This window comes from Blastococcus sp. TF02-09, assembly GCF_003319105.1.
Lineage (GTDB): Bacteria > Actinomycetota > Actinomycetes > Mycobacteriales > Geodermatophilaceae > Blastococcus.
Map to the genome: position 1 here is coordinate 99,864 of NZ_QOHH01000007.1, position 18,338 is coordinate 118,201.

Here is an 18,338-nt window from a genome sequence, read left to right on the forward strand (position 1 = left end):
TCACAGCTCGGTCACGGTCCGGGGCGTCCGGAGGGCTCCTCCCAGGGGGCGGCCACTACCCTCGGCCGGTGATGAGCGCCCAGGAACCGCCGCCGGGGAGCGGCTCGGGCGCCGCCTACGCCGACCGCTACGCCGGCGAGTCCGAGGAGATGACCGCCGCGCGCGAGCGGGCCACCCGGCTGCCCGGGCCCCCACCCGTCGAGCCCTCCGTCGGCGCCACCCTCGCCGTCCTCGCCTCTGGCCTCGGAGCGCGCGCGGTGGTGTCCATCGGCAGCGGCGGCGGCCTGTCCGGGCTGTGGCTGCTGCGCGGCATGCGTCCCGACGGCGTGCTCACCGCGCTGGACGACGACCCCGAGCAGCTGCGGGCGGCCCGCGCCGCGTTCGCCGGCGCCGGCGTGCCACCCGGCCGGACCCGGCTGATCTTCGGCACGCCCGCCGAGGTCCTCCCCCGGCTCTCCTCGGGCGCCTACGACATGGTGGTCTGCGCCGGAGCGCCCCGCGCGTACTCCGCGCAGCTGGACGGGGTGCTCGCCCTGGTGCGTGTCGGCGGGACGGTGGCGCTCCACGGGCTGCTGGCCGGTGGACGGATCGCCGACCGCACCGTGCGCGATCCGCAGACGGTCGCCTGGCGGGAGATCGCCCGCACCGTGCGGGAGGACGAGGACCTCGTCTCCACCGTCCTCCCCATCGGCGAGGGCCTGCTCGTCGCCACCCGGCGCAGCTAGGCCGGCCCCCCGCCGAGTGCGGAGTTGATGCCGCTCGCACCGGCGCGCCGTCGCGTGTCGGCGACCGCAACCCCGCACTCGGCCGGTCAGGCGAACGCGAACTCGTCGACCGGTGCCCAGGGGCCGCCGAGGTAGCGCCACAGGCCCAGCCCGCGGGCCCGGACGTCGGACGGCGCGAAGTCCGCTAGTAGCCCCTCGTGCAGCGCCCGGGCGGCCGCCGGCGCCACCTTGTTCTGCACCGTCACGTGCGGCGCGTGCTTCTGCCGGTCCTGCGGCGTGAGCCACGGCTGCCAGGCCGCGGCGAGCCCGGCGCGCAGCGCGGCCAGCTCCGGCGACGCCAGCGAGTAGGCGACCCCGCGGCCGAGGAAACGCACCCCGGTCACGGCGACGTCGAACGCCGGTCGGTCCGCCGCCCGCGCCAGATCGGCCCGGACGGCGTCGAGCTGCTCCCCCGGCAGCGCGTGGAACAGCGTCACGTGCGCCGAGAGGAAGTTCCGCTCGGCCGGGAAGTGCTGCTCCCGCAACCGGTCGAACCGCTGCTGCGCCGCGTCCTCCAGCAGGAGCGTGACGATCAGCGGCTCCGGCATCACAGCAATGCGCGGGCGCCCTTGCCGAGCACGGTCACGCCGCCGGCGCTGACGTGGTAGCGCTCGCGGTCGAGATCGAGGTCCACGCCGATGCGGGCACCGGGCGGGACGATGCTGTTCTTGTCCAGGATGGCCCGGCGCACGATCGCGCCCTCGCCGATGACGACGCCGTCCATGACGACGCTGCCCTCGACGCGGGCACCCCGCTCGACCCGGACCCCGGGCGAGATGACCGAGCCGTGCACCGCGCCGCCGCCGATGATCGCGCCGGCGCTGACCATCGACTCCTCCGCCCGGCCGCCCAGGACGAACTTCGCCGGGGGCAGCTGGGGCGGCAGCGTGTAGATCGGCCAGCGGTCGTTGTAGAGGTTGAAGACCGGGGTGACCGAGACCAGGTCCATGTGCGAGTCGTAGTAGGAGTCCAGCGTCCCGACGTCCCGCCAGTAGCCGTGGTCGCGCTCGGTGGCACCGGGGACGACGTTGGTCGAGAAGTCGTAGACCCACGCGTCCCCCGCCGCGGCGAGCATCGGCATGATCGAGCCGCCCATGTCGTGCGCGGAGTCCTCGTCGGCGGCGTCGGCGCGCAGCGCCCCGAGCAGCGCATCGGTGGTGAACACGTAGTTGCCCATGGAGGCGAAGCTCTCCTCGGGCGAGTCCGGCAGGCCGGGCGGGTCGGCCGGCTTCTCCAGGAAGCCGAGCACCTTGCCGTCGGCCGCCGCGTCGATGACGCCGAACTCGGTCGCCTCGCGGCGGGGCACCCGCAGCCCCGCGATCGTGACGCCCGCACCGGTCTGCAGGTGCTGGTCGATCATCTGCCGCGGGTCCATGCGGTAGACGTGGTCGGCACCGAACACGACGACGATGTCCGGGCGCTCGTCGTAGATCAGGTTGAGGCTCTGGAAGATCGCGTCGGCGCTGCCGGTGTACCAGCGCGGCCCGAGGCGCTGCTGCGCCGGCACCGGCGTGATGTAGCCGCCGAGCAGCTGCGACATCCGCCAGGTGGTGGTGATGTGCCGGTCGAGGCTGTGGCTCTTGTACTGGGTGAGGACGGCGATCTGCCGGATGTCCCCGTTGACCAGGTTGGAGAGCACGAAGTCGATGAGGCGGTAGTTGCCGCCGAAGGGCACCGCCGGCTTCGCGCGGTCCTGGGTCAGCGGTGACAGCCGCTTCCCCTCACCGCCCGCCAGGACGATGCCGAGCACCCGAGGACCGCCACGCATGTCGAGAACGTAACCGCTGGCCGCCGCCCGTACGTCATCGAGCGACCCGGTAACACTCGGAGGGGGCATCGGTGGGAGTGACCAGGTGGTTCCGCCTACGGTGACGGGGTGCGCATCGGCATCGTGACCCGTGAGTGGCCGCCGGACGTCTACGGCGGCGCCGGCGTCCACGTCGAGCACCTCGTCGCCGCCCTCCGCGGGCTGCCGGAGGGAACCGTCGACGTCGACGTGCACTGCTTCGGCGGGCCGCGAGACGACGCCACCGCCCACGCCGTCCCCGCGGGGCTGCGCGAGGCCAACGGCGCGCTGCAGGCCCTCGGCGTGGACGTGGAGATCGCCGCCGCGCTCGGCGACGCCGACCTCGTGCACAGCCACACGTGGTACGCCAACGGCGCCGGCATGCTGGCCGCGCTGGTCCACGGCGTCCCGCACGTGGTCACCGCGCACTCCCTGGAGCCCCGGCGCCCGTGGAAGGCCGAGCAGCTGGGCGGCGGCTACCGGCTCTCCTCCTGGGTGGAGCGCAGCGCGTACCTGGCCGCCGACGCGGTCATCGCCGTGAGCCACGGCATGCGCACCGACGTCCTCGACGCCTATCCCGAGCTCGACCCGGCGCGCGTGCACGTCGTCGGCAACGGCGTGGACGCCGAGGCCTACCGCCCGGTCGAGTCGCCGGACACCGTGCGCGCGCTCGGCGTGGACCCCGACCGCCCCTACGCGCTGTTCGTCGGCCGGATCACCCGGCAGAAGGGCGTCATGCACCTGCTGCGCGCCGCCGAGCAGCTCCCGCCGGACGTCGGCCTGGTGCTGTGCGCCGGCGCCCCGGACACCCCGGCCGAGCGCCAGCAGGTGGCCGACGCGGTCGCCGAGCTCCAGTCCCGGCGCGACGGGGTGGTGTGGATCGAGGCGATGCTCCCCCGCGAGCAGCTCGTCCCGCTGATCACCGGCGCCACCGTCTTCGTCGTCCCCTCGGTCTACGAGCCGCTGGGCATCGTGAACCTGGAGGCCGCGGCCTGCGGCACCGCCGTCGTCGCCAGTGCGGTGGGTGGCATCCCGGAGGTGGTCGACGACGGCCGCACCGGGCTGCTGGTGCCCTACGACCCCGACGACGCCGCGGCGTTCGAGGCCGGCCTCGCGGCGACGATGACCGAGCTGCTGCGCGATCCGGAGCGGGCGGCGCGGATGGGCGCGGCGGGGCGCGAGCGGGTGCTGGCGGAGTTCGGCTGGCCGGCGATCGCCCGGCGGACCGTCGAGGTCTACCAGGCCGTCCTGGCGGGGCGGGCGTAGCGGAGCCGCTGGTACCGTTCGACCGCCGGCCCGTGCGCCGGCGGCGCAGCAGCAGCGAAGTCCGGTGCGAACCCGGCGCTGTCCCGCAACTGTGAGGCACCCGCTCCCGGAGCAGACGGTGCCGTAGCCAGATCGCCTGCTCTGCGTCCTGCAACCGACCCTCGCGGCTGGGGTCGCGCATCGGGCGTCGGGTCAGCTCGGAGCCGGCCCTCGCCGCCTCCGCTGGAGGCCCCTCCCCGTGTCCGGTTCCCTTCCCCGCGCGACGCGGTCCGCATCGCCCTCCCGCCGGCGGTCGCTCGTCGCGCTGCCGGCGCTGACCGCCCTGGTCCTCACCCTCGCCGCGTGCGGTGACTCCGCCGAGGGCGACGACGAGGGCGCCGCCGCGTCGCCGTCGGCCGCCGACTTCCCGGTGACCCTCACCGCCGACAACGGCGAGGTGACCATCGAGGAGCAGCCCGACGCGATCGTCTCCATGTCCCCGTCGGCCACCGAGACGCTGTTCGCCATCGGCGCCGGCGACCAGGTCGAGGCGGTGGACGACAACTCGACCTACCCCACCGACGCGCCCATCACCGACCTGTCCGCGTTCACCCCGAACGCCGAGGCGATCGTGGGCTACGACCCGGACCTCGTGGTGCTCAGCGACGACCAGAACGGGATCGTCGACGCGCTCGAGGCCCTCGACGTCCCCGTGCTGCTGCTCGGGGCGGCCGAGGACCTCGACGACGCCTACGCCCAGATGGAGCTGCTCGGCGAGGCCACCGGGCACGCCGACGAGGCCGCCGACACCGTGGCCGACGTCCAGGACCGGATCCAGGCCGCCGTCGACTCGGTGCCCGCCGACGCCGCGGGGCAGAAGGTGTTCCACGAGCTCGGCCCGGAGCTGTACTCCGCCGACAGCTCCACCTTCATCGGCAGCATCTACGGCCTGCTGGGCCTGGAGAACATCGCCGACGCCGCGCCCGACCCGAGCGGCGGCTACCCGCAGCTGTCCGCCGAGTTCGTCGTCGAGCAGGCGCCCGACCTGATCGTGCTGGCCGACACCAAGTGCTGCGACCAGAGCGCGGCCACCGTCGCCGAGCGGCCGGCCTTCGCCGCCGTCCCCGCCGTCGTCGAGGGCCGGGTCGTCGAGGCCGACGACGACGTCGCGTCCCGCTGGGGCCCGCGCGTCGCGGACTTCGCCGAGACCGTCGCCGAGGCGCTGCAGGGCTGAGGAGCGCCCCCGTGAGCGCCACCACCCACCGCACCCGGCCCGGCCGTCCGACGGCCGGGCCGGGCACGGTGCATCCCCGGCGGTCCACCGCCGTGGTGACGGGCGCCGCGGGCCTGGCGCTGGTGGCGGCCGTGCTCGCCGGCATCTGGGTGGGCGCCGTGCCGCTGGCTCCCGGCGGGGTCGTGCTGACGCTCGCCGACCGGGCGCTCGGTCCGTTCGGGATCGACGTGCCCGGCGGGCTGACGGGCACGCAGGCGGCGGTACTGCTGCAGCTGCGCCTGCCGCGGGTGGTGCTCGCCGTCCTGGTCGGGGCCGCGCTGGCCGTCTCCGGCGCGGCCTACCAGGGCGTGTTCCGCAATCCGCTCGCCGACCCCTACCTCCTGGGGGCGGCGGCCGGCGCGGGCCTGGGCGCCACCCTCACCATCGCCTACTCCCCCGTCCAGTCGCTCGGGCCGGTGGGCATCGTCCCGCTGGCCGCCTTCGCCGGGGCGCTGTTCGGCGTGTTCTGCGCCCTGGCCCTGGGCAGCGTCGCCGGCGGCGCGCACAGCCCCACCCTGCTGCTGGCCGGCATCGCGGTCGCCGCGTTCCTGGCGGCGGCGCAGAACCTGGTCCAGCAGCAGAACACCGACGACCTGCGCGAGATCTACGGCTGGATGATCGGCCAGCTCGGCAGCTCGCAGTGGTCGGACGTCGTGCTGGTCCTCCCCTACCTGGGCCTGGCCTGCGCGGTCCTGCTCTGCTGCGGCCGGGCGCTGGACGTGCTCGCGGTCGGCGACGACGAGGCCGGCTCGCTGGGCGTGCACCCGGGCCGGCTGCGCCTGCTGGTCATCCTGGCCGCCTCCCTCGCCACCGCCTCGGCCGTGGCGGTGAGCGGGCTCATCGGCTTCGTCGGCCTGGTCGTGCCGCACATCGTGCGCCGGCTGGCCGGCGGTTCCTACACCCGCGTGCTGCCGCTGTCGCTGCTGGTGGGCGGGGCGTTCCTCGTCGTGGCCGACCTCGTCGCCCGCGTCGTCCTGGCGCCGGCGGAGCTGCCGATCGGAGTGGTCACCGCGTTCGTCGGCGCACCGTTCTTCGCCGGCCTGCTGTGGTTCGGGGCGCGACGCCGGTGACCGCGCCGCAGCCGGAGTCCGCCGGGCGAGGCGCCCGCGTCGAGGTCGTCGGCCTGGGCGCCGCCTACGGCCACACCCGCGTCCTGGACGCCGTGCGCTTCACCGTCGAGCCCGGCGGCTGGCTCGCCGTCATCGGCCCCAACGGCTCGGGCAAGTCGACCCTGCTGCGCTCGGTGCTCGGGCTGCAGGCCCACGAGGGCCAGGTCCGCATCGACGGCGTCCCGACCACCGGCATGCCGCGCCGCGACCGCGCCCGGCTGCTGGCCTACGCCCCGCAGCTACCCGTGCTACCCGAGGGCATCAGCACCCGGGAGTACGTCACCCTCGGCCGCACCCCGCACCGCCCGCTGCTGGCCGCGCCCCGCCGCTCCGACCGCGCGGTCGTCGCCGACGTGCTGCAGCGGCTGGACCTCGAGCCGCTGGCCGACCGGCTCCTGGCCACCCTGTCCGGCGGCGAGCAGCAGCGGGCCGTGCTCGCCCGGGCGCTCGCGCAGCGGCCGCGGGTGCTGTTCCTCGACGAGCCCACCGCGGCGCTCGACCTCGGTCACGCCCAGCAGGTGCTCGACCTGCTCGACCGGCTGCGCCGCCAGGACGGGCTGACCGTCGTGAGCACGCTGCACGACCTCACGCTGGCCGGCCAGTACGCCGACCGGCTCACGCTGCTCGCCGCCGGTCGCGTCGTGGCGGAGGGCACCCCCGCCGAGGTGCTCACCCCCGCGGCGCTGGCCGAGCACTACGGCGCCCGGGCCCAGGTGGTCTCCGGTCCCGACGGCCTCGCGGTGCTGCCGGTCCGGTGAGGGTCAGCCGCCCGACTGGGCGGTGCGGAGGAGCTCGCCGACCTCGGGCCGGGCGGCGTGCGCGCCGGCCGCCAGGAAGGACTGCTGGATCACCTCGCCCAGGCGGTGCCGCGCCATCATGTCGTCGCCCATGACCTCCTGCTCGGCGGCCCCCGGGGCGAAGACCACGGTGGGGATGCCGGCCGCCTCCAGCGCCCGCACCTCCTGGCGCAGCAGGCGGGCGGAGTGCCTGCGGGCGGCCGCGTAGACGCTGAGCGAGAGCCCGGCCGGTCCGGCCATGGGTGCGACGACGACGGCCAGGTCGATCCCGGCGCCCCGCAGCAGCGCCGCGTTCGTCGGCGAGTGGGCACCGCCGTCGACGTACGTGTGCCCACCGATCCGCACCGGCGCGAAATACCCGGGCACGGCGCAGGACGCCGCGACGGCGAGGTGGATCGGCGGCCGCGTCGTGTCCGGGCGGCCGAAGACCTCCCGTCGGCCGTCGTGCCGGTGCACGGCGCAGATCCACAGCCGGTCCTCGGGCCAGCCCGGCCGCTCCAGCTCGCGCAGGGCGGCCAGCTGCTCGGTGATGTCGCGTCGCCCGGGCGCGATCAGCGCGCCGGCGGCGGCGACCGGCCGGAACCGCCACGGGCGGGTGAGCGCCCGCTGGACCATCCCGAGGGCGGGCAGCTCCAGGGGACGGCGCAGCAGCTCCAGCGCCCGGAACGGGGCCAGGTCGGGGATCTCCGTCGCGGCGATCTGGCGCAGCACGTCGCCGTCGCCGGAGAGCGGGGCCTTCACCGTCCACGCGGCGAGGTCCTCGGCGCGCACCCCGAGCCGCAGCAGCGTCCCGGTGATCGACCCGGCGGAGGTGCCGACGATCAGGTCGGCCGACCGCGGGTCGAAGCCGACGTCGTGCTCGAGCACGGCCAGGACGCCGGCGTGATAGGCCTGCCCCACCACGCCGCCGGCGCCCAGGACCAGGCCGACACGCGTCACGCGGCCATCCTCCTCCGCGGAGGGAACCGCCAGGGCAGAGGGTCAGCCCACCGCCCGGAAGCGCACACCGTCCCCCGGCCGCAGCTGGGCGGCGAGCGCGAGATCGGCGGTGACCACCACCGCGAGCACCGGGTAGCCGCCGGTGACCGGGTGGTCGGCGAGGAAGAGCACCGGGGCGCCGTCGGGCGGCACCTGCAGCGCGCCCGGGACCAGGCCCTCGCTGGGCAGCTCGCCGTCCCGGGCCCGCCCCAGTCGCGGCCCGGTCAGCCGCAGCCCGACCCGGTCGCTGGCGGAGCCGACCTGCCACTCCTGCGTGGTGAGCGCGGTCCAGGCGTCGTCGGCCAGCCAGTCGCGGCGCGGGCCGGGGAGCACCCGGAGCACCGGCCGATCCGGCGGCGGCCCGACCGGCGCGACGTCCACGAACGGCTCGTCGCCGGCGAGGTCGCCGACCGGCAGCAGCGTGCCCGCGGCCACCGGCGGCGGGCCGAGGCCGGACAGCGTGTCGGTGCTGCGCGAGCCGAGCACCGGGGGGACGTCGACGCCGCCGCGCACCGCGACGTAGCTGCGCAGGCCCTGCCGGGGCGGGCCGAGCGCCAGCACCGACCCGGCGGGCAGCGTGGTGGGCGCGGCGAAGGGAGCGGCCCGGCCGTCGATCTCCACCGGTGCCGGTGCGCCGGTCACGGCCACCAGCACGGTGCGCCCGGCCCGCACCCGCAGCCCGCCGGCGGTGACCTCCAGCAGCGCGGCCTCCGGCCGGTTGCCCACCAGCCGGTTGGCCAGCGCGGCGGCGGGGACGTCGGCGGCGCCGGAGCGGGTCACCCCGAGGGCGGCGGACCCGGGACGGCCGAGGTCCTGCACCGTCGTCAGCGGGCCGGTGGCGAGGACGGCCAGCACGTCAGCCCACCTCGCGGAACCGCACCCGCGCGCCGGGCACCAGCAGGGCCGGCGGATCGCGGTCGACGTCGAAGAGGACGGCGTCGGTGCGGCCCACCAGCTGCCAGCCGCCGGGCGAGGAGCGCGGGTAGATCCCGGCGTACGGGCCGGCCAGCGCCACGGCACCGGCCGGCACCCGGGTGCGCGGGGTCTCCCGCCGGGGCACGTGGAGATCCTCCGGCAGCCCGGTGAGGTAGCCGAAGCCGGGCGCGAACCCGCTGAAGGCCACGGTGAGCTCGACGCCGGTCAGCGCGGCCACCACCCCGGGGACGCTGCGGCCGGACAGCCGGGCGACCTCGGCCAGGTCGGGTCCGTCGAGGACGACCGGAACGGTGACCAGCGGCCCACCATCGGCCGGCCCCGCGTCGGCGGTCGGGAGCCGGCGCACCGCCGTCGCGTCCAGGTCCGTCGGGCGGCGGTCGAGGACGACCAGCACGGTGCGCGCGGCCGGCACGACATCGCGCTGGCCGGGCAGGGGCGCCGCCTCGAGCGCCCGGCGGATCGCGGCGACCGCCTCCGGCCCGTCGACCTCGACGAGCAGGGCCCGGTCGCCGTAGGGCAGCACCCGCACGCCGGTCGGTGTCGGCTCCACCGGATCATGATTGCCGACTCCCCGCCCGCCGCCCCTCGCGGCCGGGCGGGCTTCCCGGACCCAGGAGGACCCCCCGTGGCGCAGGCCGCCCCACCCGTCGTCGTCGTCGGCCTGGTCGCCGCACCCGGGGCGGCGGCCGACCTGGCCGCGGGCCTGTGCGACGACCTGGCCGCCGAGCTCTCCGCGCAGCACCCCGAGGTCGCCTGGCAGGTGCGGTCCGTGGAGGACGGGCTGGTGCAGCCACCGGCCGACGACGCCGAGCTGGTCGCCGCCACCCGCGACCGGCTGCTGCGGGAGGACTGGGATCTCGCGGTCTGCCTCACCGACGTGCCGCTGGAGAGCGCCCGCCGCCCGGTGGTCGGGCACGCCAGCCCGGTGCACGGCGTCGCGGTGCTCTCCCTGCCGGCGCTGGGTGCCGTCGGCCGGCGCCGGCGGGCGCTGCAGACGACGATCGGGCTGGTCCAGGCGCTGGCCGGCGACGGCGAGCCCGACGACGACGGCGATCGCGCGACGATCAGCCGCCGGCTGCGGCAGCTCGCGGTCGACCCGGCCGACTCCACCGAGGGCGTGCGGTTCACCGCGCGCGTCCTCACCGGCAACCTCTCGATGCTGGTCGGCATGGTGCGGGCCAACCGGCCGTGGCGGCTGGCCATCCGGCTCTCCCGCGCGCTGACCGCCGCCATCGCCGCCGGGGTCTTCGCCCTCATCACCCCCGACATCTGGCGGCTGGCCGACGTCTTCGGCTCGGTCCGGCTGGCCGCGGTCGCGGTGGGCTCGATCGCGGCCACCGCGATCACCCTGGTCGTCGGCGCGGAGCTGTGGGAGCGGACCCGGTCGCGGCGGTCGCGCAAGCAGGTGACGCTGTTCAACCTGGCGACGCTGGGCACCGTGGTCATCGGCGTGCTCTCGCTGTACGCGGCGCTGTTCGTGCTCGCGCTGCTCGGCGCCCTGCTGCTCGTGATCGACCCGCTGTTCACCGAGGCGCTGGGCCACCCCGCCGGATTCACCGACCACCTGGAGCTGGCCTGGCTGATCAGCTCGCTGGCCACCGTGGGCGGCGCACTCGGCGCCGGCCTGGAGACCGACGAGGCGGTGCGCGAGGCCGCCTACACCTACCGGCCCGGCGGCACGGAAGCCGAACCGGCCGACGCGTCCACCGCGGGCTGACCACCGGGCGTGGCGACGGTCCCTACAGGGTCGGAAGGCCTCGCCCAGCTCAGGGGTCCCCGGAACCCCCCAGGTCAGGGCGGAACGGGAACGCTGCCGGCACCTGTCCGGTAGCAGCACGCCCTCGACAGGCGGCCCCCGGAAGTGGGGGGTACCTTCACCCCGCGTCGCGGGGCTGTCGCACTGTGCGGACGGATGCATGCTGCGGGTACGGCCCGCACCGTCCACCGAGATCACGGTCGGACAGGGGCTGGGACAGCAAGGAGCGAGACGGACAGGGAGCCCTCTCCCACGACAGGACCTGGAGGTGACGCGCGTGATCCGGCTGCTGCTCGCGGACGACAACGACTTCGTCCGGCAGTCACTGGTCGAGCTGCTCACCGCCCGTGAGGACATGAGCGTGGTGGCCGAGTGCTCCGACGGGGACGAGGTCGTGGAGGCCGCGGAGCGCACGCACCCCGACGTCGTCATCGTCGATCTCGCGATGGCGCGCGTGGGCGGGCTCGAGGCCGCCCGGCGCCTGCTGGCCGTCCAGCCGGACGCGCGCATCGTCGTCCTCACCGCCAACCTGTCCGCCACCGCCGTCCGGGAGGCGCGCGAGCTGGGGGTCGTCGGGTACCTGCTCAAGGACGCCGATCCCGAGGAGCTACCGCACCACGTCCGGGCCGTGGCCGCGGGCGGGACCGCCTGGCAGGCGCACCGCGGCACACCCCCGACCGACTTCCCGTACCTGACTGAAGCGTCTATGACCTCTACGGAGAGTAGTGACGCAACAGGGAGACCCTCGGAAAATCAGGGTCTTTGGTCCTAAACATGACGCTACGGATTCCAATAGTGGAGTCTTTCTAGTCCGATGAGTTCCTCCTGAGGCACCCGCCGAGGATTCGCCGCCCCTGAGGAACGATGCTCCGTGACGACCGTCCAGCTCGACCGGTCCCCTGCGCTGCACAACGCGACCGTCCTCGTGGTCGATGACCATCGCACCTTCGCCGAGCTGCTCTCCGGGGCGCTCGTGGCCGCCGGGATGGCGTCGGTCGGGACAGCCGCCTCGGCCGCCGAGGCGGTGTCGATGGCGGCGGAACTGCACCCCGACATCGTCGTGATGGACATCCAGATGCCCCGGGAGGACGGCCTGTCGGCCACCCGGCGCATCCGGGAGGTGGCCCCCGAGGCGGTCATCGCGGTGGTGACCGCCCACCGCGATCCCGACTGGGTCGTGCGGGCGGCGCAGGCGGGGGCGTCGGCGTTCATCCCCAAGAACGGGTCGCTGGCCGAGATGCTCGACGTGCTCGGGCGCGTCCGCGCCGGCCAGATGCTGGTGGCGCCGTCGGCCTTCACCGGTGGCCGGGCGGAGACCACGTCGCCGCGCACCGGCCGGGAGGCCCGCCCCGACCTGACCCGCCGGGAGCAGCAGGTCCTCGACTGCCTCGGCCAGGGCATGCAGGTGAAGACCATCGCCCGGGTCCTCGGCATCACCCAGGAGACGTGCCGGGGGTACGTGAAGTCACTGCACTGCAAGCTGGGCGCGCGCTCGCAGCTGGAGGCGGTGGTCAAGGCGCAGCAGCTCGGCCTGCTCGGCAGCGTGGATGAGCGCTGAAGCACCACCGTCGTCGAGCCCGCCGGGGTGGATCGACGGACCACCGAAGCGCAGACGCCCCTGGTTGCGCCTGGAGATCTGGGCCTTCCTGATCGTCCCGCTGGTCGTCCTGGTCGCCGTGGCCGGCGGCGCCGTCCTGCTCAGCGAGCGGATCGCACGGACCAACGCCCTCACCGAGGCCGAGCAGGCCGCCACCCGCTTCACGCGACTCCTGCTCGCACCGGCGCTGGAGGGGGCCCTGGCCCAGGAGGCCGGCCGGTGGGACGAGCTGGAGCGCCTGGTCCACGCCCGCCTCAGCGACGGGTCGATGACCTTCCTCTTCGTCTGGTCGACCGACGGCGACATCGTGTACTCCAGCGAGCCGGAGTCCATCGGTGAGTGGTACGAGCCCTCCGGGGACCTGCTCGCGGCCATCGACGGCCGGACCGTCGCCGGGATCGCGGAGGTCGACGACCAGCCCGAGGCCTCGTACGAGCACGGCCCGACCGACCCCTCGGTGGAGGTCTACGTCCCCCTCGACCTGACCGACCGACGGGTCGTCGTCGAGGCCTACTTCAGCTACGACGGCATCGAGCAGCAGGCCGCCGTGGTGCGCAACCAGTTGATCCCGCTCGCCGTCGGCGCGCTGGTCGTCCTGCAGCTGGTCCAGCTGCCGATCGCCACGTCCCTGGCCCGCCGCGTCCGCCGGCAGGAGACCGAGCGCGCCGAGCTCATGGCGCGCTCCCTCACGGCGTCCGAACGCGATCGGCGGGCCCTCGCCGCGGACGTCCACGACGGGCCGGTGCAGGACCTGGCCGGCGTGAGCTACGCCCTCAGCGCCCTGCGCACCAGCGTCCCCGACGACCGGCGCGCCTCCGTGGACCGGCTGGTCGCCGCGGTGCGGAACGCGGTGCACTCGCTCCGCGTGCTCATGATCGATCTGTACCCGCCCGACCTCCGGGGCTCCGGCCTGGCCGCCGCGCTCGAGGACCTGGCCGAACCGTTGCGCAACGGGGGCCTGACCGTGGAGATGCGCACCCCGGAGGTGCCGGACCTGAGCCCGGACAGCGCGGCGGTCATCTACCGGACGGCGAAAGAGCTGCTGGCCAACGTGGGCCGCCACGCCGACGCGCACACCGTCTGGGTCGACGTCGAACCGGTCGAGCACAACCGGGCACCGGCCATCCGGCTGACCGTCAGCGACGACGGAGTGGGCTTCCCGGCGAGCGGTACGGACAAGCGCAGCGAGGGCCATCTGGGCCTGCGGTTCGTGGCCGACCGCGTGCGGGACGTGGGCGGTGTCCTGGAGCTGCGGGACCGCCCGGGTGGCGGCGCCTCCGTGACGGCGGTCATCCCCACCGGCTTCACCCCCTAGCCGTCCCGATCGGTCAGCCCCGCGGTGGATCATCGGTCCGGGGACGGCGCGGGGTCCCGGGTTGCCGGCCCGCCCGACCGGGAGAGCTCGTGCCAGATCTTGTTGGTGTCGTTGAGCTCGCGCTCGACCCCGGTGAGCGCCACCTGCACCGGGATCCCCGGGCGTCCCCCGACCTTGACCAGGAACCTGCCGCGCCCCGGAGGTTCGGCCTGCGACCCCCGTCCCGGGTCCCAGGCCGGCGGGTCCTGCCAGCCGATGAGCAGGTCCTGCTCGGCACGGGAGAGCGGCACCGCGGAGGTGAGCATCGGCATCTCCGCCGACGGCAGCCCGCCGCAGATGACCATCCCGGAGCGCTCGACGAAGCCGCGCGCCTTCATCCGGTCCTCCTCGGAGGGCAGCGCCAGGAGGTCGCTCATCGTGTGGCTCACCATCGCCGTGGCCACGCCGCGCTGCCGGTTGAGCCGGATCAGCGCGTCGACCCGGTCGACCATCCCGCGTCCGGCGCGCAGCGCCCGCCACAGCTCGTCGAGGACGACGAAGTGGTGCCGGCGGGGCTCCAGGCCCGCGTCGGCCAGGGAGTGCGCGACGCTGACCGCGCCGAAGCCGTAGGACCAGCACGCGAGCAGCACCGCGGCCTGCAGGTCGTTCTGCGCGTCGTCGATGCTCGAGACATCGAAGGCGACCGGCACGTCGCGGCGCATCGGCGTGGTGGTGGGTTCGGCGAAGATGCGCCCCAGCCGCCCGCCACCGGTGAGGCCGACGAGCGTGGCCTCGAGATCCTCGGTGACGTCGTCGTAGCGGGCCCGGTCGCCCCGGTCCAGCGCGGCGGCCCGGACGTCCTCGGGCGCGGCGCGGAGCACCTCGAGCAGGTGCCGCAGGGTGGGCGCCCCCAGGCGCGCCGAGTCGTGCGTGTCGTCGAGCACCCGCAGCGCGCGGTCGAGGACGGTCTCCTCGCGGTCGGTGGGCGGCGCGGAACGCATGACGGTGATCAGCGCGGAGACGATCGCGTGCCGGCGACCGTGCGCGTCGGCGAGCAGCTGGCTGCGGGCGTCACCGGTCAGCCGCTGCGCCGCCGCCGTCGCCTCCCCCGGATCGAGGACGTTGAGGTGACCGCGCCCGGGACCGAGGGTGACGACCTGGCCCCCGATCGCCTCGACGAGGTCGACGTAGTCGGGCTTGAGGTCCCCGAGCACGAGCGGCATCACGCCGTAGGCGGCCAGGCCCAGCGCCATGCGCCGGACGACGGTGGACTTGCCCAGCCCGGGCTTGCCCAGGACGAACGCCGACGGGCTGCTGATCAGGTTCGCCCGCTGGAACCAGCTGACCGGATCGCAGCAGAGCGTGGCGCCGGAGAGCAGGTTGCGGCCCAGCGGCACCCCGATCATCGGCGTCCCGGTGCCCGCGGCGAACGGCCACAACCCGCAGGCCTGCACGGTGGTGGCCCGCCACCGGTCCGGTGCCTGGACGTAGGCGGCCGCTCCCCCGCCCGGTCCGGGCCAGCCGCGCGCCGGCGGCGCCGGGGCCGCGGTCGTCCGCCGCGCCCGGCGGGCGCGGCTCACAGGGACTCCCGGAACTCGCGGGGCACCGCCAGGTGCGCGTCGAGCACGATGCCCAGCGGCAGTGCCGCGGCGAACGCCGAGTCCTGGGACCCGTAGACCGGCCGCAGCTGGCTGCGGGCGGTGGCCGCCAGGTTCTCGACGGCGGCGCGGGCGGTGTCCACGGCCGCGCGGGCGTCGTCGAGCAGGTCGGCCTCCACGACGGTCGCCGTGACGAGCATCCCGAAGGCGACCAGGCCGGCGCCCCGCGCCTCCTCCTCGGCCGTCAGCTCCGCCGCCCCCTGCTCGAGCACGATCCGGGCGGTCGGCCGGGAGGAGGAGGCCGCGCGGAAGTGGGCGTTGCGCCGGTCCTGCTCGACCAGCCGGGCAGCGTGGGCGGCGTCCATCGGCGTGTAAAGCAGGGTGACCCGCTTGCGGTCGACGTCCGGGTGCGGCGCCAGCAGGTCGGCCAGCACGGAGGAGTACACCTCGCCGCGGGGTGCGGCCGTCATCGACCACGTCACCGACACCGCACCGTCGTGGCGGTACCAGCCCCACCCGGCCTCGGCGGCGACCGGACCGACGTCGGACCAGCGCAGCTCGGGGATGTCGCCGACGGCGTGCGCCTCGTCGAGGTGCGGAGCCGCCGACGGGTCGTAGGCCACCCGGACGATCTCGCACAGCTCTTCGGCGGTCACCGGCCGGACCGCGCCGGCCCCGGTGGCGCCGAGCCCGGCGACGAGGGAGGGCAGCCGCGACCCGATGTCCCGCGCGACGTCCGCCGGCTCACGGTTCCGGCCGCGGGCACGACCGGCCGTCGAGAAGGTGAGGCTGACGAAGGCGGTGACCGTGGCCGACCCCGCCGGGTGGTCGCGGACCACCTCCTCCAGCATCGCGAGGGCGACCGCCGGCGCGTCCGGGTCGAGGTGGGTGCCGATCTCCCGGCGCAGCCGGTGCCCGTAGTCCGGAGCGGTCTCCACGGTCACCGCGGCGGCCACCAGCCCCGGTTCGTGCCCGAGGGCCGCCAGCCACGCGCCCCAGTGGGCGACCCACACGTCGACCTGCTCCTGGTCCACCAGCGAGGCGCCGTCCGGCTCGGCAGCAACGACGACGGTGACGTGGCGGGTGGCGGGGTGCTCGACCAGGGCGAAGGCCCGCCCGGTCGGGTCCTGCCACTCCGAGAGCCGGGTGCCTGCGGCCAGGCCCGGGAGCTGGCACGTCCGGCCCGGCGTCCGCCCGAGCACCCCGGACCGGTAGAGGTGGGACCCGGAGCGCCGCGCGCGCGCCCAGCCGAGACGGCTCGACAGCCGCTCGACGCCGGACCTGTGGTGCCGGTCCCGGACGACGAGGAGCGCCATCAGGAGGGCGAGGACCGCCGCGACCGCGAGGGCCCACAGCAGTCCACCGACGGCCACGGCCACGATCGTCGCCACCAGCCCGACCAGCAGCACCCCCGTGCCGAGGAGACCGAGGCCGCCCAGACCGGGGCTGGACGGGCGCCGCCAGTTGCCGTACGTCCGCGGCGCGGGGAGGGGGCCGGTCGTCGTCACGGCAGGTCCTCCCCGTCGGGCCGCGACCGGGGCAGCGGACGGGCCTCGTCGGCCGGTGCGTCGACCGACCGGCCGGGCGAGGTCTCGCCCTGGATCTCGAGCACCCGCCGACCGCGGGCGCCCTGCCCGAGCCGGCCGGCGCCCTCGATGGCCACGCGGTCGCCGGTCCTGCGGGGTGGGGCCTGCAGCGCCGAGCGACCGGCGGGGCGCACCGGGGTGGCGACGGCGTGGGCCGGTCCCCCGGCGCGGAGCACCTGCGAGCTGACCGCCAGCGTCGCCGGGGCCACCGCCACGGCACCCGACGGCAGCCGGCCGGCCGCGTGCGCTCCTCCCCGGTCCACCGACGTCGCCGCGGTGACGACCGGGCGCAGCACCCGGAGCAGAGCCGGCAGTGCCGCGAGGGCGAGCACCAGGAAGGTCGTACCGGTGAGCGCCGCGACCAGCGGGGAGGCGTCGGGATCGGGCGCCACGAGGAAGGACGTCGCGTAGATCATCGCGGCCACGGGCTGGTAGAGGACGAAGGCGGCGACCCACGTCAGCGTCCGGACGAACACCGCCCGCCCGGTCTCGGTGCTCGTGGCCGAGGCCGACAGCGGCAGCAGCCCGGTCAGCACCACGAGGACGGCGCCGCGGGCGATGATCACCACGATCTGGAGGACGGCGCCCAGCATCACGGCGCTGCCCAGCAGGATGGTGAGGACGACGGGCATGCCGCCGGACTCGGGTAGCGCGAGCAGGCCGACGAAGCTGGCCTCGACGTCGTCGGTCGCCCGGTGCAGCACCCAGACGGAGAGGGCGTCGGCCGCCCCGACGACGAGCGTGACCGCGGTGACCCCGGCCGCGGTGACCAGCACCAGCGTGCCCAGACCACGCAGCAGATCGGCGATCGGCCGGGCGCGGCGGTGCCAGGCCATGCGCCCGGCCGCGAGCAGGACCGCGAGCACGGCGATCGCCGTCGTGTACCAGGACAGCGACGACTGCAGCACGCCGACCGCCGCGGACGGTTCCACGGCGCCGTCCGCGGCCCGCGTCCCGATCCCGGGCGAAGGAGGTGCGGCCCACAACCGCGCGACGGCCGCGAGCGCGTCCTGCGCGGCCTCGATCACCGCGGCCGCCAGGTCCTGGAGCGGATCACCGCCCACGTCGGCGGCGGTGGAGCTGGCGACAGGGATGGTGGGATCGCTGAACGCGGTCAGCCCCGAGGCACCCGTCCGGGACGCGCGCACCGGCACGTCGACCTCCGCCGCGACGCCCACGAAGGCGGCCGGGTCCAGCGCCGCCGACGGGACGTCCGCGAGTTCGGGCCCGGGCACGGGTGCGGCCGCGGCGGCGTCCGGCGGGAGCACGGTCACGTCCGGCGGTGCTGCGGGAACGTCCGGCGGGAGCCCAGCGACCCCGTCGGGCGCTGGGGGCAGCGGCTGGTCCACCGGCGGCGGAGCGGGGTCCACGGCCGGCGGCGGGACCGGCTCCGCGGCGGGCGGGGTCGCGGGCGGCTGCGCCGCGGGAGGAGGTGGAGGCGGCTCCGCCGCAGGTGGGGGCGGCTCCACGACGGGCGGCGGCGGTTCGACAGCGGGCGGAGGCGGCTCCACGGCGGGCGGGGGTGGCTCCGCGGCGGGCGGGGGCGGCTCCACAGCGGGCGGGAGCGGCTCCACGGGAGGTGGCGCCGGCGTGGGGACCGGCTCCGCCGACGGCGTCAC

Annotated in this window: 17 protein-coding genes; 9 read left to right on the forward strand and 8 right to left on the reverse strand. The window is 75.9% G+C overall.

Annotated features, from left to right (window positions below):
* Window positions 1–71 precede the first annotated feature (71 nt).
* Window positions 72–725, forward strand: a complete 654-nt coding sequence (locus DQ239_RS12255) for a class I SAM-dependent methyltransferase (protein WP_113834703.1) — start codon at window positions 72–74, stop codon at window positions 723–725.
* Between the two features lie 86 nt (window positions 726–811).
* On the opposite strand, the gene DQ239_RS12260 is transcribed toward DQ239_RS12255, so the two are convergent.
* Window positions 812–1,312, reverse strand: coding sequence for a 2'-5' RNA ligase family protein (locus DQ239_RS12260; protein ID WP_113834821.1), 501 nt, complete (start codon window positions 1,310–1,312; stop codon window positions 812–814).
* Entirely contained in the window at window positions 1,312–2,532 is a 1,221-nt protein-coding gene (gene glgC, locus DQ239_RS12265) for a glucose-1-phosphate adenylyltransferase (RefSeq protein ID WP_113834704.1), read from the reverse strand. Before glgC ends, DQ239_RS12260 begins: the two co-directional genes overlap by 1 nt.
* Window positions 2,533–2,640: 108 nt before the next feature.
* Here glgC and glgA point away from each other — a divergent pair, with 108 nt between their 5' ends.
* From glgA to DQ239_RS12285, 4 genes are all read left to right on the forward strand, one after another.
* On the forward strand, window positions 2,641–3,816 hold the full coding sequence (gene glgA, locus DQ239_RS12270; protein ID WP_113834705.1) for a glycogen synthase: 1,176 nt from the start codon (window positions 2,641–2,643) through the stop codon (window positions 3,814–3,816).
* A 238-nt stretch (window positions 3,817–4,054) separates the two neighbouring features.
* Window positions 4,055–5,029 (forward strand): ABC transporter substrate-binding protein, encoded by a 975-nt coding sequence (locus DQ239_RS12275; protein ID WP_113834706.1) that lies wholly within the window; start codon window positions 4,055–4,057, stop codon window positions 5,027–5,029.
* An 11-nt stretch (window positions 5,030–5,040) separates the two neighbouring features.
* A complete protein-coding gene (locus DQ239_RS12280) occupies window positions 5,041–6,138 on the forward strand; it encodes an iron ABC transporter permease (protein ID WP_233489132.1) in 1,098 nt (365 codons plus the stop codon).
* A complete protein-coding gene (locus DQ239_RS12285; RefSeq protein ID WP_113834707.1) occupies window positions 6,135–6,935 on the forward strand; it encodes an ABC transporter ATP-binding protein in 801 nt (266 codons plus the stop codon). Before DQ239_RS12280 ends, DQ239_RS12285 begins: the two co-directional genes overlap by 4 nt.
* A gap of 3 nt (window positions 6,936–6,938) precedes the next feature.
* Here DQ239_RS12285 and DQ239_RS12290 read toward each other — a convergent pair whose 3' ends face one another.
* From DQ239_RS12290 to DQ239_RS12305, 3 genes are read right to left on the reverse strand one after another with little or no spacing between them, the layout of a single operon-like run.
* A complete protein-coding gene (locus DQ239_RS12290) occupies window positions 6,939–7,913 on the reverse strand; it encodes a patatin-like phospholipase family protein (RefSeq protein WP_113834708.1) in 975 nt (324 codons plus the stop codon).
* Window positions 7,914–7,955: 42 nt separating this feature from the next.
* Window positions 7,956–8,807, reverse strand: a complete 852-nt coding sequence (locus tag DQ239_RS12300) for a biotin-dependent carboxyltransferase family protein (protein WP_113834709.1) — start codon at window positions 8,805–8,807, stop codon at window positions 7,956–7,958.
* Between the two features lies 1 nt (window position 8,808).
* Window positions 8,809–9,438, reverse strand: coding sequence for an allophanate hydrolase subunit 1 (locus tag DQ239_RS12305; RefSeq protein ID WP_233489133.1), 630 nt, complete (start codon window positions 9,436–9,438; stop codon window positions 8,809–8,811).
* Between the two features lie 75 nt (window positions 9,439–9,513).
* On the opposite strand from DQ239_RS12305, the gene DQ239_RS12310 reads away from it, so the two are divergent.
* The 4 genes from DQ239_RS12310 (at window position 9,514) to DQ239_RS12325 (ending at window position 13,556) form a co-directional block, all read left to right on the forward strand.
* Complete coding sequence (locus DQ239_RS12310) at window positions 9,514–10,605, forward strand: hypothetical protein (protein WP_113834710.1); 1,092 nt, start codon at window positions 9,514–9,516, stop codon at window positions 10,603–10,605.
* 307 nt (window positions 10,606–10,912) lie between these two features.
* Window positions 10,913–11,416, forward strand: coding sequence for a response regulator transcription factor (locus DQ239_RS12315; protein ID WP_158544827.1), 504 nt, complete (start codon window positions 10,913–10,915; stop codon window positions 11,414–11,416).
* Window positions 11,417–11,515: 99 nt separating this feature from the next.
* A complete protein-coding gene (locus DQ239_RS12320; protein ID WP_113834712.1) occupies window positions 11,516–12,202 on the forward strand; it encodes a response regulator transcription factor in 687 nt (228 codons plus the stop codon).
* 64 nt (window positions 12,203–12,266) lie between these two features.
* The gene (locus DQ239_RS12325; protein ID WP_113834713.1) at window positions 12,267–13,556 is read left to right on the forward strand and encodes an ATP-binding protein; all 1,290 of its coding nucleotides are present in this window, start codon (window positions 12,267–12,269) and stop codon (window positions 13,554–13,556) included.
* A 29-nt stretch (window positions 13,557–13,585) separates the two neighbouring features.
* Here the strand turns inward: DQ239_RS12325 and DQ239_RS12330 are convergent, their stop codons facing one another.
* From DQ239_RS12330 to DQ239_RS12340, 3 genes are read right to left on the reverse strand one after another with little or no spacing between them, the layout of a single operon-like run.
* A complete protein-coding gene (locus tag DQ239_RS12330) occupies window positions 13,586–15,115 on the reverse strand; it encodes an ATP/GTP-binding protein (RefSeq protein ID WP_113834714.1) in 1,530 nt (509 codons plus the stop codon).
* Complete coding sequence (locus DQ239_RS12335; protein WP_113834715.1) at window positions 15,112–16,641, reverse strand: SCO6880 family protein; 1,530 nt, start codon at window positions 16,639–16,641, stop codon at window positions 15,112–15,114. The genes DQ239_RS12330 and DQ239_RS12335 overlap by 4 nt, the downstream gene beginning before the upstream one ends.
* Window positions 16,638–17,993 (reverse strand): hypothetical protein, encoded by a 1,356-nt coding sequence (locus tag DQ239_RS12340; protein ID WP_158544828.1) that lies wholly within the window; start codon window positions 17,991–17,993, stop codon window positions 16,638–16,640. The genes DQ239_RS12335 and DQ239_RS12340 overlap by 4 nt, the downstream gene beginning before the upstream one ends.
* Window positions 17,994–18,338 lie beyond the last annotated feature (345 nt).